We start from the raw sequence: 24,988 nt of genomic DNA on the forward strand, positions 1-24,988 counted from the left end.
GGCCGCCGAGCCGTGAGTTTGACCCCGATTCCGGCGCGGTTTGGGGTCGAAACTCACGGCTCGACGTCAGAAACTCACGGGTCGGCGAAAAAAAATGGGCAAAGTACGAGCTCAGGGATACCCGACAAACCAGAGCAGCACGATCGCGACCGGCTGCAGCGCGATCGACCCGGCCAGCAGGGTGCGCCGCAGCGGCTTCGACCGGGCGATCGCTGGGTCGCCGAGCAGCGGAGGGAGCGGCAGCAGCAGCCGAAACAGGCTCTGCTGCGGCAAAATCACGGCCACCAGGTAAAGCCCGTAGCTCGCCGAGTACGCCACGATTTCCGGTCGAGGCGGATGCAGCGCCCGCCGCGACAACCACCACCCAAACCCCGCCGCGAGCAGCAGAACCAGCACAATTCCGACCACGCCGAGGTACTCAAACGCCATCAGAAACCACGGCGTGAGCGGCACAAGCTCGACCCGGCCGACGAAGCCGGTCCACCACGACAACTCTGCAGCCGCGAAATAGCCCAGATCAGCAGCACGATCCTCCACGGCGGCAGCCGGTCGAGGCGGGGGCGGAGCGCGCTCAGTCGCTGCGCCCCGCCCCGCCGCCGTTCGTCTTCGCCGCAGACTATCCGCCTCTAGCAGCAGCGTCCCTGCGGGTTCGCATCCTGACGGTCGGTCTGGTCGCGCCAGAATTCCCGCTCTGTCATGAGCGGATGCGGCGCGCGGCCCACGCCCGCAGCATCCGTTTCGCAGACGCTCGCGTGGTGCGCCACATATTTCTCGTAGGCATCCTCGCCGAGGATCCCCTTGAAGAACCAGACCACCCCGCGGGCGCCCTTGCGGACGCCCGCCAGCAGGGTCATCAGTGACCCTTGATTTTGATCTTCTTGTGCACCGGCAGGGCATCCCACTCGGCCTGCAGCACCTTCTCGGGCGGGGTCATGATGAATCCAGCCGGGGCGTAGGTCTGCGACTGCACGGCGTCATCTTCACTCGTCGCACTGGAGTTCTTGCGGTACGCGTTCCAAGTGGCCTGAAGAGCCGTGAGAATCACGATGATCGCGAGCACCACGAACACGATCGACAGCACGCCCTGCACCATCGTGTTGCGCACGACAGCTTCCATGGCTTCGACGCTCGGTGCGGTGCCAAAGCTCGTCTCGCCAGCGGCGAGGGCCTCGGAGAATGCGCGGTTCTGCGCGAAGTAACCGATGCCCGGGGTGGTCGAGAAGATCTTCAGGAACGACGCCGAAATCGTGACGACGGCAGCGAATCCGAGCGGAAGCGCCACGACCCAGAGGTATCTGAACAGTCCACGCTTGGCGACGATGGCCATGCACACGGCCAGCGCGATCGCCGCAAGCAGCTGGTTGGCGATTCCGAACAGCGGGAACAGCGTGTTGATGCCGCCGAGCGGATCGGTCACCCCCATCAGCAGCACCGCACCCCAGGCGGCGACCATGATGGCCGTGGCGGCCCAGGCGCCGGAACGCCAGGAGGTGTTCTTGAACTTCGGGAAGAAGTTGCCGAGGCTGTCCTGCAGCATGAAGCGGGCGACCCGGGTGCCGGCATCCACTGCGGTGAGAATGAAGAGTGCTTCGAACATGATGGCGAAGTGATACCAGAAGCTCATCATTGACGTGCCACCGACGAGCTGCTGCATAATGTGCGAGAGGCCGACGGCGAGCGTCGGCGCGCCGCCGGTGCGGGAAACGATCGACTCCTCGCCGACGTTGGTCGCCATGTCGGTGAGCATGTCGGGCGTGAGGTTGACGCCGGTCAGGCCGAGGCTGTTCACGAAGGCGACCGCACCCTGCACGGTGCCGCCGGTGAGGGCGGGCGAGGAGTTCATGGCGAAGTAGATGCCGCGGTCGATCGACAGCGCGGCGACGAGGGCCATGATCGCGACGAGCGACTCCATGAGCATGCCGCCGTAACCGATGAAGCGGGTCTGGCGTTCCTTCTGAATGAGCTTCGGCGTGGTTCCCGAGGCGATGAGCGCGTGAAAACCCGACAGGGCGCCGCAGGCGATCGTGACGAACAGGAAGGGGAACAGCGTTCCGGCGACGACCGGACCGGTGCCGCTCGATGCGAATTCGCTCACGGCCGGCACGCTGATTTCGGGACGGATGATGACGATCGCCACGGCGAGCATGCCGATCGTGCCGATCTTCATGAAGGTCGACAGGTAGTCGCGCGGGGCGAGCAGCAGCCAGACCGGCAGGATAGCGGCGATGAAGCCGTAGATAATGATGCCCCAGGCAATGGTGACCTTGTCGAGCAGCAGGTAGGTCTGACCCCAGTCGGTGCCGGCCACCACGCCGCCGCCGATGATGGCGGCGATGAGCAGCACGAAGCCGATGATGGATATTTCGGTGATCTTGCCCGGGCGGAAGAAGCGCAGGTAGCAGCCCATGAACAGCGCGATCGGGATGGTCATGCCGACCGAGAAGACGCCCCACGGGCTTTCGGCGAGGGCGTTCGTCACCACGAGGGCGAGGATCGCCACGATGATGACCATGATCACGAGGGTCGCGATGAGGGCGGCGGTGCCGCCGATCACACCGAGTTCATCGCGGGCCATCTGGCCGAGCGAACGACCGCCGCGGCGCATGCTGAAGTGCAGAATCAGGTAATCCTGTACCGCGCCGGCGAGAACGACGCCGACAATGATCCAGATAGTGCCGGGCAGGTAGCCCATCTGCGCGGCCAGAACGGGGCCGACCAAGGGGCCGGCGCCGGCGATGGCAGCGAAATGGTGGCCGAACAGCACGCGACGGTCGGTCGCGGCGAAGTCCTTGCCATCGGCCTTGTACTCGGCCGGGGTGGCGCGACGGTCATCCGGGCGAATGATGTGCTTCTCGATGAACTTCGAGTAAAAACGATAGCCAATGAGATACGTGCAGATCGCGGCGAACACGAACCAGATCGCGTTGACGGTTTCACCGCGCACGACGGCGAGCATGACCCAGCTGAGGCCACCGAGCAGTGAAATAGCTGACCAGATCGCAATTTTTAGGGGCGTCCAGTGGCGATCGTGGGCGTCAAGTTCCTCTGGATCCAGAGCGACCGCGAGGTCGTGCGGAATCCGTTTCAGAGCGGTCGGTGATTCGGTCGTGTTGGACGCGGCGCCCATTTCTCCTCCTTGAGCCAAGGCAAATCCTGTGAATCTGCCTACTAACGTTACCTCCGAGCGAGAAAGGCTCCGAACCAGAGCGGGAACTCGGGTCGGATCGAGCGCGTAAAATGGATAACCGGGCATTCGCCCGCATTCTGCGCCTTCGACCATTGGAGCCACCGTGGCCGCACCCACTCATCTTGATTCCGTCATCGCCCTCGCCCGCCACCGCGGCTTCGTTTTTCAGGCCGGCGAGATCTACGGCGGTTCCCGCTCCGCCTGGGACTACGGACCCCTCGGCGTTGAGCTCAAGGAAAACATCAAGAAGCAGTGGTGGCGTTCGATGGTCACCAGCCGAGACGACGTCGTCGGCCTCGACTCCTCCGTGATTTTGCCTCGCCAGGTCTGGGAAGCATCCGGTCACGTCGAGGTTTTCAGCGACCCGCTGATCGAGTGCACGAGCTGCCACAAGCGTTTTCGCGCCGACCACCTCGAAGAGCAATATGAGGAGAAGAAGGGCCGCCCGCCCGAAAACGGCCTCGACGACATTGCCTGCCCGAACTGCGGCAATCGTCACATCTGGACCGAGCCGCGCGCCTTCTCCGGCCTGCTCAAGACCTATCTTGGCCCGGTCGATGACGAGGCCGGCATGCACTACCTGCGCCCCGAAACCGCGCAGGGCATCTTCGTGAACTTCGCCAACGTGCTGCAGGCGTCGCGCTCCAAGCCTCCGTTCGGCATCGGCCAGATCGGCAAGAGCTTTCGTAACGAGATCACCCCCGGAAACTTCATCTTTCGCACCCGCGAGTTCGAGCAGATGGAGATGGAATTCTTCGTCGAGCCCGGTACGGACGAGACCTGGCACCAGTACTGGATCGATACCCGCATGAAGTGGTACACCGACCTCGGAATCAACCCCGAAAACCTGCGCCTGTTCGAGCACCCGGCCGAGAAGCTCTCGCACTACTCCAAGCGCACCGTCGATATCGAATACCGCTTCGGCTTCACCGGCACCGAGTTCGGTGAACTCGAGGGCGTGGCGAACCGCGGCGACTTCGACCTGTCGACGCACGCCAAGGCATCCGGTAAAGACCTCTCCTACTTCGACCAGACCAAAAACGAGCGCTGGACGCCCTGGGTGATCGAGCCCGCGGCCGGCCTGACCCGGTCGCTGATGGCCTTCCTGGTCGATGCGTATGTCGAAGAAGAGGTTCCGAACAATAAGGGCGGCGTCGACAAGCGCACCGTGCTCAAGCTTGACCCGCGCCTGTCGCCGGTCAAGGCCGCCATTCTGCCGCTGTCGCGCAACGAGAAGCTCTCCCCGATGGCCCGCGAGCTCGCGTCGAGCCTGCGCCAGCTCTGGAACGTCGACTTCGACGACGCCGGCGCCATCGGCCGTCGCTACCGTCGCCAGGACGAGATCGGCACCCCGTTCTGCATCACGGTCGACTTCGACTCGCTCGACGACCAGGCCGTCACCGTGCGTGACCGCGACACCATGGCGCAGGAGCGCGTGCCGCTCGCCGAGCTCGAGGCCTACCTGGCCGTGCGCCTCCGCGGCGCGTAGCGTTCAACCAACGGATGCCGCGACTCGGTCTCGAAAACCGCGCCGCGGGCATCCGTCGGGCAGACTGTAGAGCATGAAAGCGGTCTATTTCGAAGAATTCGGCGTGCTCCCGGTGCTGCGCGAGGTGCCAGAGCCGCTGATAAGTGCGGCCGGCGTGATCGTGCGGGTCGAGGCGACCGGACTCTGCCGCAGCGACTGGCACGGCTGGCTCGGCCATGACGCCGACATTGCGCTGCCGCACGTTCCCGGCCACGAACTGGTCGGCGTGATCGACGCTGTCGGGCCGCTCGTGCGCCGATTTCGGGTTGGTCAGCGCGTGACGGTGCCGTTCGTCTGCGCCTGCGGCGAGTGCCCGGAGTGCGACGCCGGCAACGGACAGGTCTGTCGCAACCAGACCCAGCCCGGATTCACCCACTGGGGTTCCTACGCCGAGCGGGTCGCGCTGCACAACGCCGACGTGAACCTCATCGCCATCCCCGATGACCTCGACGCCGGCGCTGCCGCGATGCTCGGCTGCCGGTTCGCCACCTCGTACCGCGGACTCGTGCACCAGGCACGGCTGCAGGCGGGCGAAACCCTTGTGGTCGTCGGCTGCGGTGGAGTCGGCCTAAGCGCGGTCATGATTGGGCAGGCGCTCGGCGCCATCGTCATCGCCGTCGACATCAATTCCGACGCGCTCGAGGCGGCGAGCCGGGTGGGAGCTGCTCACGTCGTCAACTCGGCCGAACTGCCCGACGACGAGGTGGTGGAGCGCATTCGGGCGCTCGCATCAGGGGGTGCAGACGTGAGTCTCGAGGCGCTCGGCCGGGAGAATACGGTGGCCATCGGCATCCGTTCCCTGGCAACGCGTGGGCGGCACGTGCAGATCGGCCTGCTGGCCGACGACCCGCGGATACCGCTCGGCACGGTGATTGCGCGGGAACTGACTGTACTCGGCAGCCATGGCATGCCCGCCCACGACTATCCGGCGCTGCTGGACCTTGTGCTGAGCGGCGGGTTGCGCCCTCAGGACCTGATCAGCCGCCGAATCACCCTCGCCGAAGTGCCTGCGGCACTCGCCGCCATGTCCACGCCCGCTGCGGCCGCCGGAGTCACCCTGATCGAGGTGACCCGGCCGATCTGACCCTCGCGAATTGCCTCGTTTGGCCCCCTGAGACCGCAGCGGCTGGCCCGTCGGTATCAGCAGGCGGCGCTGAACGGATGCTCAGGGCTGGCCGACACGGTCGGCCGTTCGGGAAAGCTAGGAGGCGATTGCGCCGGCATCCGTTGCACCGGCATCCGCTGCGCCGGTGGCGGGGAGCGTCACGTCGATGCCGAACAGGGCGTCGAGGCCCCCGAGGTAGGCGTCTTGCTCGCCGGCGCGGGCGAGCTCGCGGGCCCGCACCATGGGAGTGTGCAGCAGCACGCCGGCCAGGTGGCGCAGGGCCGACTCGGTCGCCTCGCTCGAATCGCCGCGGCTGCGGGCCCGGGCGATTTCGGCGTCGCGCAGCTCGAACACGTAGCTGCGTAGCGCCACCACGGCCGGGGTGAGGCTCTGCTCTTCGGCAACGTCGGAGAACTTGCGGGCCGCCTTGCCGACGATTTCTCGGGCTTCGGTCGTGGCGTTGAGCTCTTCGAGCGGGGCGTGGATGCTGATGGTTTCAAGGTCGAGCAGCTCGACGCCGGGTACCAGGGTCACGTCGGGGGCGACGTTGCGGGGCAGGCCGAGGTCGATGATGAGCTGCGGCGGCGCCTCTGGACCGGCGTCGGCCGGGCAGATGCGGGTTGGAGCGTCGGCGGTGGCTCCCGAAATGGCGAACGGATCAATGCCGATCTCGGCGCGGCCACGACTGATCAGGGCCGCATCGATCACGTGGTCATCGCGCAGGGTGCAGGTGACGACAACGTCGGCACGCGCCACCTCGGCAGCGAAATCCGCAGCGGGAACGGCTTCAATGCCGTGCGAGGTCGCGAATCCAACGGCGCGCCCGGATGGCGAGTAGACGCGAACGTTCTCGGCTCCGCGGTCGCGCAGGGCGGCGAGCGAGGCGCCGGCGTAGCGGCCGGTACCGACGAGCAGCACGCGGGCACTCGACCAGTCGCTGACCCGGCTTTCGGCCAGTTCGAGCGCGAGGCGCACGATCGAGCGGCCGGCCGAGCCGATGCCGGTGCGATTCTTGACGCCGCGAGAAGTCTGGGAGGCGCGCTGAAACAGACGCTCAAGTTCGGGGCTCGTGGTGCCATCGGCGCGAGCCTGTTCCAGTGCACGCCGCACCTGGCCGGCGATCTCGACCTCACCGACGACGACCGATTCGAGGCCGCTGGTCACGGCGAACAGGTGCTCGGCGACGCCATTGCCGTGCACGAGGGTGAGATTGTCACGCAGGGTGTCTTCGGCGACGCCGGTGCTCGCGCTCACGGCTTCGATCGCCGCGTACACGGCGGGCAGCGGCGACACGCCGTAGGGTTCATCGAGATCGAGGTAGGCCTCGAAGCGGTTGCAGGTCGCGACGACGACGGCACCGCTGAGCCGACCGTGCTGCTCGACCATGCGGGTGGCCGCAACGCTTCCGCCGACAGACAATTTCTCCAGCACATCGAAGGTGGAGTTTTTGTGACTGGCCGACAGAAGAATGAGCACTAGCCAATTCTACGACTTATTGCTGTACGCTTCCGGCGCGCATCGTCAGGGATGTTTGAGAAGATGGGGGGGATGATCCTCGACGCGCAGCATCCACTCTCCTCCGGCCTCACCGCCGACTCCCGCCTGATTCAGGCCTATCAGGGCGTTCGACCCGACGTGACCCCGGTGTGGTTCATGCGCCAGGCCGGGCGATCACTGCCCGAATACCGTGAACTGCGCGTCGGTACGCGCATGCTCGACGTGTGCCTCGACCCCGAACTGGCGAGCGAAATCTCGCTGCAGCCGGTGCGGCGCCACAACGTCGACGCCGGAATCTTCTTCAGCGACATCGTCGTTCCACTCAAGCTCGTCGGTGTCGACGTGACGATTGTGGCCGGCAAGGGCCCGGTGCTCGGCAAGGCCGTGCGCACGTCAGCGGATGTCGACGAGCTCACCGCCCTGGATCCCGCCATTCTCGATGAGGCTCTCGCGCCGATTCGCGACGCCGTGGGCCGCGCGGTGTCCCAGCTCGGATCGACCCCGCTGATTGGCTTCGCCGGCGCGCCATTCACCCTGGCCGCGTACCTGGTCGAGGGCGGTCCGTCGAAGGATCACATCCACGCCCGCACGCTCATGCACGCCGAGCCCGAAGCGTGGGCGCGGCTCATGGCCTGGACCGCCGATGTCACCGGCCGGTTCCTGCGCGCCCAGGTGCTCGCCGGCGCGAGCGCTGCCCAACTGTTTGACTCGTGGGCCGGAGCCCTGTCACTGGCCGACTATGCGGCATCCGTTGCGCCAGCTTCGGCGGCAGCGATCGCGCACGTGCGCGGCCTCAGCTACAGCGTCAACGGCGCTGATCGCAATGTACCGATCGTGCATTTCGGCGTGGGCACCGGCGAACTGCTGAAAGAAATGCACAATATCGGCGCCGACGTCGTAGGCGTCGACTACCGGGTGCCGCTCGATGAGGCCAACCGCCGACTCGGCGGAGCTGTTCCGGTACAGGGAAACGTCGACCCGGCCCTGCTGACGGCGCCGTGGCCCGTGCTCGAAGCGCACGTGCGCGACGTCCTCGAACGCGGACGCAGCGCACCCTCGCACGTGCTCAACCTCGGCCACGGCGTTCCGCCCGACACCGACCCCGACGTGCTCACCCGCCTGGTCAGCCTCGTGCACGACGTGAGCGCGGCCGAGTAGGAGCCAGCATGACCAGACCAATCGACGTTCTCGTCATCGGCGGGGGAGTGGCCGGCCTGGTCGCCGCCCGCGAATGCGCCCAGGTCGGCCTGGCCGTGACCGTCATCGAGACAACGGATGCCGTCGGCGGCCCGGTCGCCGGCCACGTTCTCGACGGGCTCACCCTCGACAGCGGCGCCGAGAGCTTCGCTGTGCGCGGAGGCACGGTCGCGTCGTTCATCGAGGATCTCGGCCTCACCGACCAGATCGTGGCCCCCAATGTCGCCGGGGCCTGGCTGCACTTGCCGGCCCTCAAGCAAGCGGATGCCGCGATGAGCGTTCCGCTGCCCAAGGCCGGCGTTCTAGGAATCCCCGGTTCACCGCTCGCCGACGACGTGCGCCGCGTCATTGGCTGGAAGGGGGCGCTGCGCGCCTACGCCGACCGTCTCATGCCCGTGCTCACGATCGGCCGCGAGCACAGCCTCGGTGACCTCGTGAAAAAGCGCATGGGCCAGCGCGTGCTCGACCGGCTGGTGGAACCCGTCGCGTCCGGCGTCTACACGACGAGCGCCGTCGACCTCGAGATCGATGTGGTCGCCCCCGGACTCAACCGTGCCCTCACCACGGCCGGCTCGCTCTCCGGCGCGGTCTCGGCCCTGCGTGCTGGCGCCCCGGCCGGGTCTAACGTCGGCGGCCTGCTCGGCGGAATGGCCAGCCTGCCCGCTGCGATCGTGGCCGCCCTGCAACGCCACGACGTGGCGATTCTGACCGGAACCACGGCCACAGCATTGGCCCGCTCGGGCACAGACGACGCGCCGACCTGGTCCGTCACCGTCACTCGGCAAGCGGATGCGGCCCCGACCGACCCCGCTGCCCCGACCGAACCCGCCGGCCGGGCCGACAGCGCCGCGCCCGCTGACGCGGGTGCGGCGACCGACCCCGCCGCGCCGCTTGCTCGACCGACCGACCGTACGCCCACCGTGAGCACCGAACCCGCCGCCGAGCGAACCACCAGTACCCTCACCGCCCGTTACCTCATCATCGCGACCCAGGGCGCGCAGGCACTGCGCCTGGTCAACCCGCTCGGTGACCAGTTCGACGCCCTCGCCGAGCTCGACTGGCCAGCACCGACTGCCGTCACCCTCACCACGCTCGTGCTCGATGCGCCAGCCCTCGACGCGCACCCACGCGGCACCGGCGTGCTCGTCTCGGCCGATGCCCCCGACGTCACCGCGAAAGCTCTCACCCACGTCACCGCGAAGTGGGCCTGGGTCGCCGAAGCGGCCGGCCCCGGCCGCCACGTCGTGCGGCTGTCTTACGGCCGCGCCGGCCAGCCTAACCCGACCGACGACCTGAGCGACAAGGAGCTGCAGGCCCTCGCCCTGCACGACGCGAGCGCCCTGCTCGGTGTGCCACTGGCAGCGGCCGCGGTGCGCGCTTTCGCCCGCACCGAGTGGCGCGACGCCCTGTCGCCGGCCACCCTCGGTGCTCCGGAACGCGCGCAGCAGGTGCGCGAGGCCGTCGCCGCGACCCCCGCAATGGAGATCACCGGTGCGTGGCTGGCCGGAACCGGCCTCGCCTCGGTCATCCCACACGCACTCGAGGCCGGCGACCGCATCCGCCACGCCGCCCTCGGCCTGACCATCACCGGGCCGGACGAGTAGTCCCGGTACCGAACCGCGGAGATCCTCGTCTTGAACCGCGAATGCGGCCCGAATGCGGCCCGATTCGCCGGATTCTCCGCAGTTATGCACGGGCCCCCGAACGGTGGGCGCGCAGGTGCCCCAAACTGTGCACTTCCTGTATTGATACGAGCACTCCGAGACATACCCGGGCATCACCCGAGATCGAAACGGCGAACCGGGTTACTCTGGGGAGACCTTACGAAAGTGGAGACTCAATGCGCGGAAAGCTTCTGTTCATCACGGGCGGCCTCGTTGGCTATGTGCTCGGTGCACGCGCCGGCCGCAAACGTTACGACCAGATCGCCGCCGCCGCCAATGACCTCTGGAACGCCAAACCTGTGCAACGCCGGGTGACCGAGGTGCGCGACGCCGCGCTCGAACTCGTCGGCGACGTTCCCGTGACCCTGTACAACGCCGGCAAGAAGGCCGTCACGCAGGCTGTCGCCAAAAAGAAGAAGAACAAGAAGGCGGCTGCCCAGACCTCGACAACGACAGCGAAAGCGGATGCCGCCGCCCCCGCAGCCACGGCCAGCACCACGACGAGCCGCACGGCCGCCGCGAAGCCGAAGGCGACCGAGAAGCCGACACCGACGGCCAAGGCCAAGCCGGCGGCTGACGACGCCCAGTAGCTCGTAGAATTCGGACACCCGTTACACCGCCGGGCGCGACACCCCGACGACACCCGAAAACAGGGAAGGCAATTCGTGACTAGCAGTGGATTCAACCCGAAGAGCAAACGTCCGTTGCTCGCGCTGATCGGGGAACTGCCCGGCCAGATCAGCGCTCTCGTGAAAGCCGAACTCGATGCCTTCAAGGCCGAGTTCACGGCCAAAGCCAAGAATTTCGGCATCGGTGCCGGCCTCTTCATCGTGGCCGGGGCTTTTCTGTTCTTCGCGCTCGGGGTGCTCGTTGCCCTCTTCGTGATCTTGCTGGCCCTCGTGCTGCCGCTCTGGCTTGCCACGCTCATCGTGCTGGTCGGGCTCCTGCTCATTGCCGCACTCCTCGTGCTCATCGGCGTCAACCGGGTGAAGGCGGCAACGAAACCCGACCCGGAGGGCGTGCACGCGAGCATCCGTCACGACGTTGATGCATTCAAGGGAGTTGGCGAATATGACCACAAATGACCTGCGCGCCGAAGCCCGACACGCTCGCGCCGAGCTCGCCTCGACGCTCGATGCGATCGAGTACAAGCTCAATATCCCCAAGCAGCTGCGCATCAAGCGCCGCCGCCTGACCCACGCCCTGTACCAACTCGGCGAAGACAGCCCGGCCGCCCTCGTCGGCATCGCCCTCGGTGCGGCGACCGTGGTCGGTGTCATCGTCTGGTTCGGCGCCTCCGCGGTGGCCAAAAACCGGTAGCAAGCGGGGTGGGTTCACAGCAACCGCACTGCTCATTTTGGTAGTGGGGGCAATTCAGAGCAAACTAGACCCATGACTCACCCGGCTGCCGGAGAGGCAGTAACCAGCGTTCAGCCCACCACTCCCACCGATACCGAGGTAACCGCGGCTTCGCCGCAAGGATTCACCCTCTTTACCGTGCTGCGAAGAGACCCGCACAACCCCGATGATCTCGACGGCCGCGATGTTCCGCACGCCGTGAACGAGCTCGACGACGTGGTGGCCTTGATCGAAGCCGAGGGCGTCACCGTGCGCGGCTTCTACGATGTCTCCGGCCTCAAGGCCGATTCCGACGTCATGATCTGGACCCACGCGCCCGAGGCAGAGACCCTGCAGTGGGCGAACCGTGAGCTGCGCCGCAGCCGCCTGCTGAAGAGCCTGTTGCCAACCTGGAACGCCATGGGCGTGCATCGGGACGCCGAATTCAACAAGAGCCACGTGCCCGGATTCCTGCGCGGAGTCGAGCCCAAGGCCTGGCTCACCATCTACCCCTTCGTGCGCAGCTTCGAGTGGTATCTGCTGCCCGAGGCTGAGCGCAGCGCCATGCTCGCCGACCACGGCCGCAAGGGCGCAGCCTACCGCGGTGCAATCGCCAACACCGTCTCCGCCTTCGCCCTCGGCGACTACGAGTGGCTGCTGCCGATCGAGAGCGACGAGCTCACCGAGCTCGTCGACCTCATGCGCGGCCTGCGCGACACCGAGGCGCGTCGCCACGTGCGCGAGGAGATCCCGTTCTATACCGGACGCCGCATCTCCACCGCCGAGCTGGTCGAGGTGCTTCAGTAATGACCGCTTACGACGCAGTGCTGCTCGCCGGTTTCGGCGGACCCGAAGGCCAGGACGACGTGATTCCGTTCCTGCGCAACGTGACCGGTGGTCGCGGCATCCCGGAAGAGCGCCTCGAAGAGGTCGCCACCCACTACCGCCACTTCGGCGGTGTGAGCCCGATCAACGACCAGAACCGCGTGCTCAAGGCCGCCCTGCAGGTTGAACTCCAGCGTCGAGGCATCGACCTGCCCGTGATCTGGGGCAACCGCAACTGGGCGCCCTACCTGAAAGACACGATCAGTGAGGCCCACGATGCCGGTCAGGATCGCCTGCTGGCCATCGCGACGAGTGCCTACAGCTCCTACAGCGGATGCCGCCAGTACCGTGAAGACTTCGCCGCAGCCCTGACCGACACGGGCCTAAACGACACGGTCCACATCGACAAGATCCGCCAGTTCTTCGACCACCCCGGCTTCGTCACCCCGTTCATCACCGGTGTCACCCAAGGACTCAAGGATGTCGTCGCGGCCATGCCCGGCATCGACGTCGAATCCGAGGTCGAGATTCTGTTCTCGACCCACTCGATCCCGATGACGGACGCCAACAAGAGCGGCCCGGCAGATCGCGGCTTCGGCGAGGGTGGCGCCTACGAGGCGCAGCACCGCGCCGTCGCCCAGGTCGTCATGGACGCCCTCGTGGAACCCGGAGACGCGTCCACCCCGCTCAAAACGCAATGGCAGCTGGTCTACCAGTCCCGCAGTGGCCCGCCCAGCATGCCGTGGCTCGAACCAGACATCAACGATGCGATCGCCCTGCTGCCGGCCCGCGGCATCCGTGCCGTGATCATTGTGCCGCTCGGATTCGTGAGCGACCACATGGAGGTCATGTGGGACCTCGATAACGAGGCCATGGAGACGAGTGCGAAGTTCGGCATCCACGCCGTGCGCGTACCGACCCCCGGCATTTCGCCCGACTTCGTCAGCGGCCTGGTCGACCTGATCGAGGAACGCCTCAACGACACCCCGGTCGAAGACCGTCCGGCCAAGACCGCGCTCGGCCCCTGGTACGACGTCTGTCGCCCCGGCTGCTGTGAAAACGTGCGCCTCGGCTTCAAGCCGGCCGTCGCGGGAATGGCACCATGACCGTCATTCGCGTAGGCACCCGCGCGAGTGCCCTCGCCCTCGCGCAGACCCAGACCATCGTCAACCGCATCGCGGCGTCGGCCGGCGTCGAGGTTGAAATCGTGCGCGTCACCACGCACGGCGATACCTCCACCGAGCCGCTGTCGAGCCTCGGCGGCACCGGCGTGTTCGCGAGCGCACTGCGTGAAGCCCTGCTGAATGACGAGTGCGACGTCATCGTGCACTCGTTCAAAGATCTGCCGACCGAGGCCCACGCAGGCTTGCGCATTGGCGCCATCCCCAAGAGAGCGGATGCCCGCGACGTGCTGGTCGCGCGCGCCGGCTTCACCCTCGACACCCTTCCGGAGGGGGCCCGCGTCGGTACGGGTTCGCCCCGCCGCGTCGCTCAGTTGCTGGAGCGTCGCCCCGACCTCACGATCGTGGACATCCGCGGCAACATCGACACTCGGATCGGGCGCGTCGCCGAGGGCGACCTCGACGCCGTCGTGCTGGCCGCGGCCGGCCTCGGTCGTCTCGGTCGTCTCGAATCCCTCGCACCGGAGTTTCTCGAGCTGTCGGCCTGGCCGACCGCTCCCGGCCAGGGTGCGCTCGCGATCGAGGTGCGTGACGGCAAGCCGGAGCGCCTGCTCGGCGTGGCACTCGCGGCGATGAACCATGGCTCTACTCAGGCGACAACCGCCGCCGAACGCACCGTGCTGGCCCGACTGGAGGCCGGTTGCGCCGCGCCGATCGGCGCCACCGCCGTGGTCGACGATGGACTGCTCTTTCTCACCGCAACCGTGTACAGCCCGGATGGATCCCGCAAGATCACCAGCTCGCACGCGGCGACGCCCGATTCCCACTCCGCACCCCATCTCACCGAAGCCGCGCTCGATGTGGCCGAACGAGTGTCCATAGATCTTCTGGCCGGTGGCGCGGCCGAGTTCGCTCCCCTGAAAGTGACTGAGTGACCACGTGACCAATCGACTGACCAAGCCCCTCGCGGGCTGGCGTGTTCTCGTTCCGCGCGGCGGCCCCTGGGGCGACCAGGTCGCAGCGAACCTGCGCGCCAAGGGCGCGCACCCGATCGTCGCACCGATGATCAACTTCGCCGCCACCGATGACGCGCCGGCTCTGAACGCGGCGCTGACCCGTCTGGCCGCCGGGGATTTCGACTGGATGACCATCACCAGCGCCACGACCGTCGACGTACTCTCGTCGCACCGCGCGGTTGTCGCTCCGGGAACCCGCATCGCCGCCGTCGGTGAGACCACGGCCGCCGCACTCATCGCGGCCGGCTACCACGTGGACATCGTGCCCTCCGAAGACAACTCCGCCCGAGGACTGCTCGAGGAATGGGAAACCGCGACCGCAGGGGTTATTCCGTTGCGCGTGCTCACCCTGCGCAGTGAGATCGCCAAGCCGCTGCTCAGCGAGGGACTGCGCCGCGTCGGCCACGACGTTGAATCGGTTGTCGCCTACCGCACCATCGGTGTTCCGGTCAGCGACCAGGTGGTCGCCGACGTTAAGGCTGGGCTCGTGCACGCCGTACTCGTCACGAGCGGCAGCGTTGCTCGTCAAGTGCGCGAACAGTTCGGGGACATTCCCGAACGCACCCTGGTTGCCTGCATCGGCCCGCAGACCGCCAGGGACTCCCGGACCCTCGGACTGCGCGTCGACGTTGTCGCCTCGGAGCGCAGCGCCGAGTCACTCATCGATGCACTCGTCGATGCAGCACTCGCGGGGAGCACGCCAGCAGCCTGACCCAGTCCGGTAACGAGCCGATAACGAAATGCACAGCCGGGCGGCGTAGTGTAAAGGGGTGACCAAACCCGTTATCCGCCCACGACGACTGCGCACCAGCGGCGCGCTTCGTCGCCTGGCCAGTGAAATCCGTCTCCACCCGGCCGAGCTCGTGCTCCCCATGTTCATTCGGGAGGGCAACGAGCAGCGGCCGATCAGCTCGATGCCCGGCGTCGTGCAGCACAGCATCGACAGCGCCCGTCGGGCCGTGGCTGAGGCGGCAGAAGCTGGTGTCGGGGGCATCATGCTGTTCGGAGTGCCAGAGGTGCGCGACGCGACCGGGACCGGCGCGACCGACCCCAACGGCATCCTCAACCTGGCCACCCGTGCTCTCGTCGACGAGATCGGTGATGCGCTCGTGGTGCAGACCGACTTGTGCCTGGATGAATTCACCGACCACGGCCATTGCGGCGTGCTCGCCGCCGATGGCCATGTCGACAACGACGCGACCCTCGAACGCTACCGCGACATGGCGCTGGCCCAGGCGAGCGCCGGTTCCGCGCTGCTCGGCCTCTCCGGCATGATGGACGGCCAGGTCGCCGCCGTGCGCGAAACCCTCGACTCCAATGGTTTCGAAGACACCGCTGTGCTGGCTTACTCGGCCAAGTACGCCTCCGCCTACTACGGCCCGTTCCGGGAGGCCGTCGCCTCGACCCTGGTCGGCGACCGCCGCACCTACCAGCTCGACCCGGCGAATCGACGCGAGGGCGTACGCGAAGCCCAGCTGGACATTGACGAGGGCGCCGACATCGTCATGGTCAAACCGGCCGGCAGCTACCTCGACGTGCTCGCCGAGGTCGCCGCGATGAGTGATATTCCCGTTTGGGCATATCAAGTCTCTGGCGAATACGCCATGATCGAAGCCGCAGCTGCGCAGGGCTGGATCGACCGGCGCCGCGCCGTCGAAGAGTCGGTACTGAGCATCCGTCGGGCCGGTGCCGACGCTGTACTTACCTATTGGGCCGTTGAACTGGCCACCTGGCTCAAGGAGGAGCGAGCATGACCGACACACTGTCAACCGAAGTGCACCACGTGGCCACCCGCAACGACGAGCTATTCGACCGGGCCCGGAAGGTCATTCCCGGGGGGGTGAACTCTCCGGTGCGGGCCTTTGGCTCGGTCGGCGGCACTCCGCTGTTTCTGGTGAAGGCCGCCGGCGCCTATGTCACCGACTCCGACGGTCGCGAATACGTCGACCTCGTCAACTCCTGGGGACCGGCCATTCTGGGCCACGCCCATCCCGAGGTCATCAAGGCCGTTCAGGATGCCGCCGCTCTCGGCCTGTCCTTTGGCGCCTCGACGCCCGCCGAGACCGAACTGGCCGAGCTCGTCGCCGAGAGGGTCGGCGCGGTCGAAAAGCTGCGCCTGGTGTCCACCGGCACCGAGGCGACCATGACCGCCATCCGACTGGCCCGCGGTTTCACCGGTCGTGACCTGCTGATCAAGTTCGCCGGGCACTACCATGGCCACTCCGACGGCCTGCTGGCCCAGGCCGGTTCCGGCCTCGCTACCCTCGGCCTGCCCGGTTCGGCCGGCGTCACGGCCGCGACCGCCGCGCAGACCCTCGTGTTGCCGTACAACGACCTCGACGCCGTGCGCGCCGCCTTTGAGGCACACCCGGGGCGCATCGCCGCGATCATCACCGAGGCTGCCGCCGCTAATATGGGCGTCGTCGCGCCGGATGCTGGCTTCAACGCGGCCCTGTCGGCGATCGCGCACGCGAACGGTTCCCTGCTCATCCTCGACGAGGTGCTCACCGGTTTTCGAGTGAGTCGCTCGGGCTTCTGGGGACTCGAGACCAGCAGTCTCGAGTCGGCCGGTGAAGAGTTTTACACGCCCGACCTGCTCGCCTTCGGCAAGATCATCGGCGGCGGCCTGCCCGCTGCTGCCCTCGGTGGCCGGGCCGACGTGATGGACTTTCTGGCACCGACCGGCCCGGTCTACCAAGCCGGAACGTTGTCGGGCAACCCGGTCGCGGTTGCGGCGGGCATCGCCACGCTCAACCTGCTCGACGAGAGCGTGTACGACCGGCTCAACGCAACCGCAATCATCCTCTCTGAGGCTGTTTCTGCCTCGCTCGCCGCCGAGGGCGTCGCGCACCGGGTACAGCGGGCCGGCAACCTGTTCAGCTTCGTGTTCGGCGAGGAGGCGCAGGGTTCGGCTCCGCGCACCTACGCCGATGTACAGCGCCAGGAGGCTTTTCGCTACGCCCCGTTCTTTCACGCCATGCTCGATGGCGGCGTCTCGCTGCCGCCGAGCGTGTTCGAGGCCTGGTTCGTCTCCGACGCACACGATCAGAGCGCGATCGGGCGCATCTTCGAGGCGCTGCCCGCCGCGGCCAAAGCTGCAGCGGCAGCCCAGCCAACGGTCTAATTGAGCAAACGCTCCCGGACCGGCCGGGAGCGTTTGCTTCAGTTGGAGAGTTCCTGCGCTGGGACATTACTGCTTTGTTCGCGTCAGACAACGAGTTTTCGGGCCGGACCGGGCAGACTGGAACAATGGCTTCCCTGAGCGTGCATTCCGACCGGCTCGAGATCCACTTGACGCGCACGGAAAGAACGCTCGCGCTGCGGCGTGACTCGATTGTGGTGCAGCGGGAGAACATCCGCTCGGTAATCATCACGGAAGATCCGTGGATCTGGCTGCGCGGCATCCGCTCACCCGGATCGATGATTCCGCTCGTGCTGGCGGCCGGAACCTGGAAGTTTCACGGCGGCAAGGACTTCGTCTCGATCAAGCGTCACCGCCCGGCCGTGGTGATCGACCTGGTCGACGAAGAATTCGCCCGCGTCATTCTCACCAGCCAGCACGCGGCCGACTTCGTCGACTCGCTGAAGCTGCCGGTCGAGCCGATGCCCGCCGAACCGACCAGCTAGGCGAACAAGAACAACACGAAGCCGATCAGCGGAAGCGTGCCCTGAATCAATGCCGCGAGAGTGTAGCGCGGACCACCGCTGCGAAGCACGCACGCGGCGAGCACCATCGATGCGGTCGTGAACAACACGAGCGCACGGCCCGCGTCGGGCCCCAAGTAAATCTAGGCCCGTCTGGTTCCGCGCATCGAGCTGTTGATGTTGGACCAGTGACAGGGCAGCGACGTAACGATCGAATTTGAGGCGCTGGATCCTAGAACGGTGGCGGGTCGGTGTCGTCGGTGTTCCAGTCGGTGTTCCAGGGGTCGGGCGGTGGCGGGGCTGGTGGTTCGGGTGGGGCTGCTGCCGGTGGGGCTGCTGCCGGTGGTGCTGCCTGTTGCTGCAGGTGCGGGTTGATGCGGGTGGCGGGGTGGGTGGCGTAGTGTTTGCCGGCGGGGCTGGTCCAGTGCACGGTGCCGTCGGGGTTGGCGACGGCTTTCCAATCGGAGAAGTGCTTGAGGTTGTGGTGGGTGGGCGAGAGGAAGTGGAGGTTGGTGGCGGTGGTGGGGCCGCCGAATTGTTTATCTATGGTGTGGTCGAGGTCGGAGTGGCCGGCGGAGCGGTTGCAGCCGGGGAAGCGGCAGGTTCCATCGCGTAGTCGGAGGTATTTCTTCAGCGCGGCGGGCACGCGGAACGGGGTGGAGCTGACGTCGAGGACGATGCCGGTGTGCGGGTGGGTGAGGACGCGCAGGAAACTCGTCGCCGTCCCAGCCAGCCGGCGGGCGGTCTCCGGATCGATCGGGCCGTAGCCTTCGAGCTCGGCGGGTTCCTCACTCTGACCCATCAGGGTGAGGACGGGGACGGTGATGTTGACGTTGGCGGTGAGGCCGGCGCCGAGGCCGCTGCCGGTGACGCCCTGCTGGAGCAGGTCGATGGCGACGTCGGCGCGGAGTTGGCTGAGGGTGCGGGGCTCATCGGGGCCCTGCAGACTGATCGCAGCATCGGTGACCCGGGTATAGACGCCTTGCAGGTCGTCGCCGGCCGCGCGCAGCCAGAGGGTGGCCATGCCGTCCTGGTCGGGGAAGAACTGCACCCGGCGGTCGGCGAGGCACCGGGTGCGGCGAACGGTGATGCTGTCGGGGTGGAACCGCTCCCGAAGTTTGCGAGCCTTGCCATCGAACTGCGTCGGAGTGAGGCGTTTCGCGTGCGGCAGCAACACCGCCTCCAGCTCGGCCCGGGCGGGCTGCGAGACGGAATCCAGCTGTTCGAGCAGCCGCTGGGCATGCCGCAGGGAGATCTCCCCAGTGCGGAGCGCGGTCAGGGTCTCGGGCCGGGACTCGACCAGCACCCGGCTCTCCCGCAACAGGCCGGACGCGGTGCCGGCCGGGATGCGCAGCGCACAGGCCATTTCGGCGACCAGGCCCTGCTGAGCGGCGAAGGTCGCATCCCAGTCGTGCTCATGTTGCGGACCGGCCTGGGGTCGGCCGGTCTCAGCACTGTTGGTGGTGTAATCCCACGCCTCGGTCAGGACCTCGGCCTTGCTCGCCTGCGCCCACGCGATGACCTTCTCGAGGAAGAGCACCCGGTCGACGAACTGCGCCTGGTGCCGCTGAAACGGACTCAGCACGTCTGCCGGACCACCAGGGGCCAGACCGGGTTGGTCCGGGTCAGCGTCAGCCGGGTCAACGTCAGCCGGGTCAGCCTCAGCCGGGTCAGCCTCGGCAGGGTCAGTGTGACGCTCGTCAGCGGTGCATCCGTCCGGGAGGAAAATGTCCGGGAGGAAATTGTCCGCAAGGTAGTTCGTATAAAGGAACGCTTCGCGGAGGTCCTCATCGAAGACGTTCTCGGGCGGCACCGCACCGAACACCTCGGTCAGGTCGAGGTCGGCCGGAATGGTCGGGCCGTCAATTAGCTCCGGGCGGCCAACCGCGGGGCTCACCGGTGCCGGGCTCACTGGTGCAGGGCTCACCGGTGCCGGGTTGACTGGTTCCAGATCGACCGGGTCGGTGACCTCATACGGGGCGCAGTCTCCGAGCCCCTCGGCCAGTTGGAGCCGCCAATCAGCCTGACACTGCGCCCAGAACACGTCGAACTCGGCACGCTCTTCGAGTGTGGACGGCGGGTAGCCGTGAGCCGCGAAGAACGGATCGACACGGCCCGGCTGTGGGGTGTCGCCGCTCTGGCTCATAGAACAAGTGTATCAAAACCATGCGCCAGAGTCGAGGGTTACTCAGATATGTTTGGATTTCTGTGCGAAGATGCATTCGGGCAGACCGCGCGTTGTCGAGACCGGCTCAGCCCAGTCCGTGGCGGTCTCGGCAAGCTCGACCAACGGCAGTGGCCGGGTTCTCCAGACCGCTCGCGGCGGGAGAGAGCGGGCTCGACCAACGGCTAGGGTCGGTTCCGCAGACCGCCTTGCGTCAGTCGCCCGGATCTTGTCAGGCTCGATCGACGGAAATCAGCGGACCTTCGGTGCACCAGCTAGCTGACGTCCTTCTTCCAGCTCACGGCGTACCCGATGACGGTGGCCACGAGCGCGTAGCCGAGCAGCACGAGGCCGCCCTGCCACCAGTCCAGGGGCGCTGCGCCGGCCGGGTTCATAAGCGTGAAGATGCTCGCGCCGACCAGGGCGTCGGAGGCGGCACCGGGGAGAAAGTTGCCGATCTTCGCGGTGACCTCGAGAAAAGAGGCCGCGAGCCGCAGCAGAGGTTCGACGAACTGGGTGAAGGCGAGCACGATCACGATCGAGGCGACCTGATTGGGCACGAGCACGCCGAGACCGACGCCGATCGCGGCCCACAGGCCCATGGCGAGCACCGAACGAGCTGCCAGCAGCCAGGTCTCCGAATCGAGGAGCAGCGCATCCACACCGAAAGCACTCATGACGCCGCCGCCGATACCAACGGATGCCGCCAGCGCGATGAGACCGAATGCCGCGCCGACCAAGAGGAGTGTGACCGTCTTGGCGCCGAGCACGACCCCGCGTCGCGGTGTCGCCAGAAACGTCGGGGTCAGCGTCTGGTGGCGAAACTCGCCGGTGGTCGCGAGGGCACCGATCAGCACCGGAAAGACATAACCGATCGAGGAGGCGAAGCTATAGATGATGGGTGGGAGGCTTCCGAAACCGCTCAGGTCGCCGCCGCCGGTATTCACAGTATCGGGGCTGATCACACCGGTCTGAAGCCCGGAGAACAGAGCGGCAAGGCCGCCGGCCAGCAGTCCGATGTAGCCAAACAGCACGAGGGCGAGTATCCACCAGAGGCGAGTGGTGAAAATCTTGGCGAATTCGGCCGCAATGGACCGCAGGAACGAAGTCATAGTGATTGGCCTCCGCCGACGAGGGCGAGAAACGAGTCTTCCAGGCCGACTTTCTGCCGATGCAGCACGCTCAGTTCGACCCCGGCTTCGAAGGCGAGGTGGCCGAGCAGGGCCGGGTCGCTGGTTGCCGCGATGAGTCCGGTGCGGCCGGTCGTGAAGGTGATGCCGGCCGCCGTGAGTGCGGTGGCGAGGTTCTCGCGGTCGGGAGAATCCACGATCGTCTGGGCCGCGGTATCCGTGTCGAGGCTTGACAAGGGCCCGAGGTGCACGAGCTCGCCGCGGGCGATGATCACGACGTCGTCGACGCTCTGCTGCACCTCGGAGAGCAGGTGCGAACTGACCAGAACGGTGCGTCCTTCGGCGGCCATGTCGCGCAGAAAACCGCGAATCCAGCGGATGCCCTCCGGGTCGAGCCCATTGATCGGCTCGTCGAGAACCAGTACGCCCGGGTCGCCGAGCAGGGCATAGGCGAGGCCGAGGCGCTGGCGCATGCCGAGCGAGTAACCGCCGACGCGTTGGGCGGCATGGGCGGCGAGGCCCACCTGGGTGAGCACCTCCAGCACCCGGGTGCGCGGCAGTCCGGCTGCGATAGCGTAGACGCCGAGGTGGTCGCGAGCAGAACGACCCGGGTGAAAACTCGCCGCTTCGAGGGCGGCCCCGACCGTTTTAAGCGGATGCGGCAGGTCGCGATAGCGCACGCCGCCGAAGGTGGCCGTTCCGCTGCTCGCGGCGACCAGCCCGAGCAGAATACGCAGGGAAGTGGTCTTTCCGGCGCCGTTCGGTCCGAGAAAACCGGTGACCCGGCCGGGTTCGACTGTGAAGGACAGATCGTTGACCGCGGTGACACCGCCAAAGCGTTTGCTGATGTTCGTGAACTCGATGAGCGCGCCGGTCGGCATCCGACTCCCCTCTGTGCTGCTTCAAGAAATAGTGGTCCCAGCCTATTCCCCGCTTGGCCGTTTTCGGCTGCCGACCGGGATTATTTGGTGAGGGCGTGCTGTTCGCAGGTCGGAGCAGCCAGCGCAACGCACTCGGGGCAGACCACGAGTTGCTCCCGGCAGGAGGCGTCCCGGCAGTTGCGCATGTTCGTGGTCGGTGCCGCGCAGACCTGGCAGCTGCCGAGTACGGCAGCCTCTGGGGCGAAGTCGATGGACATCCGCTGGTCGAAGACGTAGAGCGAACCCGACCACAGGCCTTCGTTGCCGAAGGTCTCGCCGTAGCGCACGATGCCACCGTCGAGCTGGTACACCTCGCCGAATCCGCGCGATTTCATGAGACCGCTCAGCACCTCACAACGGATGCCGCCGGTGCAGTAGGTCACGACCGGCTTGCCCTTGAGATGGTCGTATTTACCGCTGTCGAGCTCGGCCACGAACTCGCGGGTATTGGCCACATCCGGCACGACCGCGTCCCGAAAATGGCCGATCTCGGCCTCGAACTTATTGCGCCCGTCGAAGAAGACGACCTCATCGCCCCGCTCGGCGACGAGCGCATTGAGCTCGGCCGGTTGCAGCTTGGTTCCGCCGCCGATGACGCCGTTCGCGTCGACGCGCAGTTCGCCGGGGGCTCCGAAGCTCACGATTTCGTCGCGCACCTTGACCACAAGCTTGGGAAAGTCGAGGCTGTGGCCGTGCGAGTCGAGCCCGGTGCCCTCGCTGAACTTGAAATCGATGTTCTTGAACGCCGGGTAGTCGCGGGTCTTACGGATGTACTTCTTGATCGCCGGCAGGTCGCCGCCGACCGTGCCGTTCAGGCCGTCCTTGGAGATCAGGATGCGCCCGCGCAGGCCGAGCCCGGCGCACAGGTCGCGTTGCCAGAGCCGCACAGCGTCTGGATCGGCCAGGGGAGTGAAGATGTAATAGAGCAGAATTTTCGGAATGGCCATGAGTCCATTTTATTAGGGGCGCGTAGGCTGGCCGCACAACAAATAGGAGGCCCCTCGTGACCGTAGATCCGCTCGCCCGCTTCGGCGAAGTGCCCCAGTTCTCTCTCACGAGCGCCGATATGACCGACGGCGGACCCCTGCAGCCGGCTCAGTACGGCGTGGACGCCGGGGGAGCGGATGTCTCCCCCCAGCTGGCCTGGACCGGTTTCCCGCCCGAGACCCAGAGCTTCGCCCTGACCGTGTACGACCCCGACGCCCCGACCGGCTCCGGGTTTTGGCACTGGGCGGTAGCGAACCTGCCGGTATCGGTGACCGAGCTGCCCGCCGGAGTCGATGCCCTGCCGTCCGGCTCGCTCGTGTTGCCGAACGAGCAGCGCCTGACCTCCTTCTCCGGTGCCGGACCGCCGCCGGGAACGGGCACCCACCGCTACCAATTCATCGTGCACGCCGTCGACGTGCCGTTGCTCGACATCGACGCGCAGTCGACGCCGGCCGTTCTCGGCTTCAACCTGCACTTTCACACGCTCGCGCGTGCGGTGCTGGAGGCGACCGGGGTCGCGGGCGGGGCATCCGCTGCCTGAGTTGAAACCGGGAATTTACCCCATATGGGGTAGCTCTCAGCGGGGATTCGGGGGATTCGACATAACCTCAGGTAATGAGTTACACCAGTACCGCGTTCGACATCGTTCGTCCCACTCCCCTCGCAGCACACCCCTCGACTTCGGCGGGCACCGCCCGCGCTGACCGCCGCGCACCGGCCTGGCTGCACGGTATCCGTTTGCACGCGGACGGTGTCACCGTTGATCGGTCTACGCATCGGGAGACGGGCATCCGTCGGCTGCCGGTCTGGGCTTGGCGTGCACTCATGTTGCGGCGCGCGACACCGGTGCACAAGTTCAATCTGCACCCGATCGACTCCGTGGAGTACGACCTCGATATCGACTACATCGGCGACGGCCAGAAGATTCACCGGCTCGACGTCCTCGTGCCCAAGCGCACGGATGCCGTAGCGGCGCCCCTGCCGGTCTACGTGTACTTTCACGGTGGCGGCTGGACCTCGGGCGACAAGGATCCGCTGACCAAATACTGCGCGAGCCAGGCCGCTGAGGGCATGATCGTCATCAACGCCAACTACCGCATGGCGACGCGGTTTCAGCTGGGCCACATGATGCAGGACGGCAACGCGGTGCTCGACTGGGTCGCCCGCAATGTCGCGGCCTATGGCGGCGACCCGACGCGCATCGTGCTCGGTGGCGATTCCGCGGGCGGCCACATCGCCGCGCTGCTCACGGCCGCCGCCTATGCGCCCGAACTCGCCGAGCACTACGGCATTCGTCCCCCGGTCACTGCCCGCCATCTGCGCGGGCTGGTGCAGCACTGCAGCATTGCCGACTTTTCGGTGCTGTTCGACCGCGGATTCGTCTTGAGCCTCAATTTCGTGCGGATGCTGCTGCCCGAGCGGGGCCGCGGGCTGCACCTGCGCACGGCTGCCCGGTTCATGTCGCCGATCGAATGGCTCGACCGGGGCTTTCCGCCGGTGTTCGTCACGACCTCGGAGCGGGACTATTTCTATCGCGCCAACCTCAACTTCATCGAGGCGCTGCGGGCGCGCAAGATCTGGGTGGACACCCTGATTTACGGACGTCGCAGCGTCAACACCAAGCACACCTAGCAGCAGGACGACTCGCATCCGGAATCGCAGGA

Annotated in this window: 25 protein-coding genes; 16 read left to right on the forward strand and 9 right to left on the reverse strand. The window is 66.7% G+C overall.

Going from position 1 to position 24,988, the window contains the following annotated elements; translation table 11 throughout:
• Window positions 1-111 precede the first annotated feature (111 nt).
• The 3 genes from E3T43_RS09245 to E3T43_RS09255 all read right to left on the reverse strand — a co-directional run bounded on the left by E3T43_RS09245 (window position 112) and on the right by E3T43_RS09255 (window position 3,127).
• Complete coding sequence (locus E3T43_RS09245; RefSeq protein ID WP_134472245.1) at window positions 112-537, reverse strand: hypothetical protein; 426 nt, start codon at window positions 535-537, stop codon at window positions 112-114.
• Between the two features lie 89 nt (window positions 538-626).
• Window positions 627-857, reverse strand: a complete 231-nt coding sequence (locus tag E3T43_RS09250) for a YbdD/YjiX family protein (RefSeq protein ID WP_370449926.1) — start codon at window positions 855-857, stop codon at window positions 627-629.
• Entirely contained in the window at window positions 854-3,127 is a 2,274-nt protein-coding gene (locus E3T43_RS09255) for a carbon starvation CstA family protein (protein ID WP_134472246.1), read from the reverse strand. Before E3T43_RS09255 ends, E3T43_RS09250 begins: the two co-directional genes overlap by 4 nt.
• A gap of 163 nt (window positions 3,128-3,290) precedes the next feature.
• Here E3T43_RS09255 and E3T43_RS09260 point away from each other — a divergent pair, with 163 nt between their 5' ends.
• Both E3T43_RS09260 and E3T43_RS09265 read left to right on the forward strand, forming a co-directional pair.
• The gene (locus E3T43_RS09260) at window positions 3,291-4,676 is read left to right on the forward strand and encodes a glycine--tRNA ligase (protein ID WP_134443261.1); all 1,386 of its coding nucleotides are present in this window, start codon (window positions 3,291-3,293) and stop codon (window positions 4,674-4,676) included.
• 73 nt (window positions 4,677-4,749) lie between these two features.
• Complete coding sequence (locus E3T43_RS09265) at window positions 4,750-5,799, forward strand: alcohol dehydrogenase catalytic domain-containing protein (RefSeq protein ID WP_134472247.1); 1,050 nt, start codon at window positions 4,750-4,752, stop codon at window positions 5,797-5,799.
• Window positions 5,800-5,916: 117 nt separating this feature from the next.
• On the opposite strand, the gene E3T43_RS09270 is transcribed toward E3T43_RS09265, so the two are convergent.
• Entirely contained in the window at window positions 5,917-7,296 is a 1,380-nt protein-coding gene (locus tag E3T43_RS09270) for a glutamyl-tRNA reductase (protein ID WP_104131880.1), read from the reverse strand.
• Window positions 7,297-7,368: 72 nt separating this feature from the next.
• Between E3T43_RS09270 and hemE the strand changes: the two genes are divergently transcribed.
• The 12 genes from hemE (at window position 7,369) to E3T43_RS09330 (ending at window position 18,105) form a co-directional block, all read left to right on the forward strand.
• Window positions 7,369-8,475 carry a uroporphyrinogen decarboxylase gene (gene hemE / locus E3T43_RS09275; protein WP_134443263.1) on the forward strand — a complete coding sequence of 369 codons (1,107 nt, stop codon included), beginning with the start codon at window positions 7,369-7,371 and terminating at the stop codon, window positions 8,473-8,475.
• An 8-nt stretch (window positions 8,476-8,483) separates the two neighbouring features.
• The gene (locus tag E3T43_RS09280) at window positions 8,484-10,118 is read left to right on the forward strand and encodes an NAD(P)/FAD-dependent oxidoreductase (protein ID WP_134472248.1); all 1,635 of its coding nucleotides are present in this window, start codon (window positions 8,484-8,486) and stop codon (window positions 10,116-10,118) included.
• Window positions 10,119-10,354: 236 nt separating this feature from the next.
• Complete coding sequence (locus tag E3T43_RS09285) at window positions 10,355-10,768, forward strand: hypothetical protein (protein ID WP_134472249.1); 414 nt, start codon at window positions 10,355-10,357, stop codon at window positions 10,766-10,768.
• Window positions 10,769-10,843: 75 nt separating this feature from the next.
• The gene (locus E3T43_RS09290; protein WP_134443266.1) at window positions 10,844-11,263 is read left to right on the forward strand and encodes a phage holin family protein; all 420 of its coding nucleotides are present in this window, start codon (window positions 10,844-10,846) and stop codon (window positions 11,261-11,263) included.
• Window positions 11,250-11,498, forward strand: a complete 249-nt coding sequence (locus E3T43_RS09295; RefSeq protein WP_134472250.1) for a DUF3618 domain-containing protein — start codon at window positions 11,250-11,252, stop codon at window positions 11,496-11,498. Before E3T43_RS09290 ends, E3T43_RS09295 begins: the two co-directional genes overlap by 14 nt.
• Window positions 11,499-11,570: 72 nt before the next feature.
• Complete coding sequence (hemQ, locus tag E3T43_RS09300) at window positions 11,571-12,323, forward strand: hydrogen peroxide-dependent heme synthase (RefSeq protein WP_104131876.1); 753 nt, start codon at window positions 11,571-11,573, stop codon at window positions 12,321-12,323.
• Window positions 12,323-13,447, forward strand: coding sequence for a ferrochelatase (locus E3T43_RS09305; RefSeq protein WP_134472251.1), 1,125 nt, complete (start codon window positions 12,323-12,325; stop codon window positions 13,445-13,447). The genes hemQ and E3T43_RS09305 overlap by 1 nt, the downstream gene beginning before the upstream one ends.
• Entirely contained in the window at window positions 13,444-14,397 is a 954-nt protein-coding gene (gene hemC, locus E3T43_RS09310) for a hydroxymethylbilane synthase (RefSeq protein ID WP_134472252.1), read from the forward strand. Before E3T43_RS09305 ends, hemC begins: the two co-directional genes overlap by 4 nt.
• A gap of 4 nt (window positions 14,398-14,401) precedes the next feature.
• Window positions 14,402-15,190 carry a uroporphyrinogen-III synthase gene (locus E3T43_RS09315; protein ID WP_092448141.1) on the forward strand — a complete coding sequence of 263 codons (789 nt, stop codon included), beginning with the start codon at window positions 14,402-14,404 and terminating at the stop codon, window positions 15,188-15,190.
• 58 nt (window positions 15,191-15,248) lie between these two features.
• On the forward strand, window positions 15,249-16,232 hold the full coding sequence (gene hemB, locus E3T43_RS09320; protein WP_092448142.1) for a porphobilinogen synthase: 984 nt from the start codon (window positions 15,249-15,251) through the stop codon (window positions 16,230-16,232).
• On the forward strand, window positions 16,229-17,602 hold the full coding sequence (gene hemL / locus E3T43_RS09325; RefSeq protein WP_134472253.1) for a glutamate-1-semialdehyde 2,1-aminomutase: 1,374 nt from the start codon (window positions 16,229-16,231) through the stop codon (window positions 17,600-17,602). The genes hemB and hemL overlap by 4 nt, the downstream gene beginning before the upstream one ends.
• A gap of 125 nt (window positions 17,603-17,727) precedes the next feature.
• On the forward strand, window positions 17,728-18,105 hold the full coding sequence (locus E3T43_RS09330; RefSeq protein WP_134472254.1) for a hypothetical protein: 378 nt from the start codon (window positions 17,728-17,730) through the stop codon (window positions 18,103-18,105).
• On the opposite strand, the gene E3T43_RS19515 is transcribed toward E3T43_RS09330, so the two are convergent.
• The 5 genes from E3T43_RS19515 to E3T43_RS09355 all read right to left on the reverse strand — a co-directional run bounded on the left by E3T43_RS19515 (window position 18,102) and on the right by E3T43_RS09355 (window position 23,284).
• Window positions 18,102-18,233 (reverse strand): hypothetical protein, encoded by a 132-nt coding sequence (locus tag E3T43_RS19515; protein WP_255454197.1) that lies wholly within the window; start codon window positions 18,231-18,233, stop codon window positions 18,102-18,104. The genes E3T43_RS09330 and E3T43_RS19515 overlap by 4 nt on opposite strands.
• Before the next feature lie 122 nt (window positions 18,234-18,355).
• On the reverse strand, window positions 18,356-20,269 hold the full coding sequence (locus E3T43_RS09340) for an HNH endonuclease signature motif containing protein (protein ID WP_134472255.1): 1,914 nt from the start codon (window positions 20,267-20,269) through the stop codon (window positions 18,356-18,358).
• A 293-nt stretch (window positions 20,270-20,562) separates the two neighbouring features.
• A complete protein-coding gene (locus E3T43_RS09345) occupies window positions 20,563-21,399 on the reverse strand; it encodes an ABC transporter permease (protein WP_134472256.1) in 837 nt (278 codons plus the stop codon).
• Window positions 21,396-22,298 carry an ATP-binding cassette domain-containing protein gene (locus E3T43_RS09350; RefSeq protein WP_134472257.1) on the reverse strand — a complete coding sequence of 301 codons (903 nt, stop codon included), beginning with the start codon at window positions 22,296-22,298 and terminating at the stop codon, window positions 21,396-21,398. Before E3T43_RS09350 ends, E3T43_RS09345 begins: the two co-directional genes overlap by 4 nt.
• Before the next feature lie 80 nt (window positions 22,299-22,378).
• On the reverse strand, window positions 22,379-23,284 hold the full coding sequence (locus E3T43_RS09355) for a rhodanese-related sulfurtransferase (RefSeq protein ID WP_134472258.1): 906 nt from the start codon (window positions 23,282-23,284) through the stop codon (window positions 22,379-22,381).
• 56 nt (window positions 23,285-23,340) lie between these two features.
• Here E3T43_RS09355 and E3T43_RS09360 point away from each other — a divergent pair, with 56 nt between their 5' ends.
• Both E3T43_RS09360 and E3T43_RS09365 read left to right on the forward strand, forming a co-directional pair.
• Window positions 23,341-23,865, forward strand: coding sequence for a YbhB/YbcL family Raf kinase inhibitor-like protein (locus E3T43_RS09360; protein WP_241978898.1), 525 nt, complete (start codon window positions 23,341-23,343; stop codon window positions 23,863-23,865).
• 74 nt (window positions 23,866-23,939) lie between these two features.
• Window positions 23,940-24,956, forward strand: coding sequence for an alpha/beta hydrolase fold domain-containing protein (locus E3T43_RS09365; protein ID WP_241978899.1), 1,017 nt, complete (start codon window positions 23,940-23,942; stop codon window positions 24,954-24,956).
• The last annotated feature ends 32 nt before the right edge of the window (window positions 24,957-24,988 follow it).

Source organism: Cryobacterium sp. Hh7 (genome assembly GCF_004403155.1).
Taxonomy (GTDB): Bacteria; Actinomycetota; Actinomycetes; order Actinomycetales; family Microbacteriaceae; genus Cryobacterium; species Cryobacterium levicorallinum.

What these genes read in the sequence shown, in the direction of transcription:
- E3T43_RS09255 (WP_134472246.1), bottom strand. Translation starts at nt 3,127, where the DNA reads ATGGGCGCCGCGTCCAACACGACCGAATCACCGACCGCTCTGAAACGG.
- E3T43_RS09350 (WP_134472257.1), bottom strand. Translation starts at nt 22,298, where the DNA reads ATGCCGACCGGCGCGCTCATCGAGTTCACGAACATCAGCAAACGCTTT.
- E3T43_RS09305 (WP_134472251.1), top strand. Translation starts at nt 12,323, where the DNA reads ATGACCGCTTACGACGCAGTGCTGCTCGCCGGTTTCGGCGGACCCGAA.
- E3T43_RS09345 (WP_134472256.1), bottom strand. Translation starts at nt 21,399, where the DNA reads ATGACTTCGTTCCTGCGGTCCATTGCGGCCGAATTCGCCAAGATTTTC.
- E3T43_RS09265 (WP_134472247.1), top strand. Translation starts at nt 4,750, where the DNA reads ATGAAAGCGGTCTATTTCGAAGAATTCGGCGTGCTCCCGGTGCTGCGC.
- hemL (WP_134472253.1), top strand. Translation starts at nt 16,229, where the DNA reads ATGACCGACACACTGTCAACCGAAGTGCACCACGTGGCCACCCGCAAC.
- E3T43_RS09330 (WP_134472254.1), top strand. Translation starts at nt 17,728, where the DNA reads ATGGCTTCCCTGAGCGTGCATTCCGACCGGCTCGAGATCCACTTGACG.
- E3T43_RS09280 (WP_134472248.1), top strand. Translation starts at nt 8,484, where the DNA reads ATGACCAGACCAATCGACGTTCTCGTCATCGGCGGGGGAGTGGCCGGC.
- E3T43_RS09355 (WP_134472258.1), bottom strand. Translation starts at nt 23,284, where the DNA reads ATGGCCATTCCGAAAATTCTGCTCTATTACATCTTCACTCCCCTGGCC.
- hemE (WP_134443263.1), top strand. Translation starts at nt 7,369, where the DNA reads ATGATCCTCGACGCGCAGCATCCACTCTCCTCCGGCCTCACCGCCGAC.
- hemC (WP_134472252.1), top strand. Translation starts at nt 13,444, where the DNA reads ATGACCGTCATTCGCGTAGGCACCCGCGCGAGTGCCCTCGCCCTCGCG.
- E3T43_RS09285 (WP_134472249.1), top strand. Translation starts at nt 10,355, where the DNA reads ATGCGCGGAAAGCTTCTGTTCATCACGGGCGGCCTCGTTGGCTATGTG.
- E3T43_RS09365 (WP_241978899.1), top strand. Translation starts at nt 23,940, where the DNA reads ATGAGTTACACCAGTACCGCGTTCGACATCGTTCGTCCCACTCCCCTC.
- E3T43_RS09295 (WP_134472250.1), top strand. Translation starts at nt 11,250, where the DNA reads ATGACCACAAATGACCTGCGCGCCGAAGCCCGACACGCTCGCGCCGAG.
- E3T43_RS09340 (WP_134472255.1), bottom strand. Translation starts at nt 20,269, where the DNA reads ATGAGCCAGAGCGGCGACACCCCACAGCCGGGCCGTGTCGATCCGTTC.
- hemQ (WP_104131876.1), top strand. Translation starts at nt 11,571, where the DNA reads ATGACTCACCCGGCTGCCGGAGAGGCAGTAACCAGCGTTCAGCCCACC.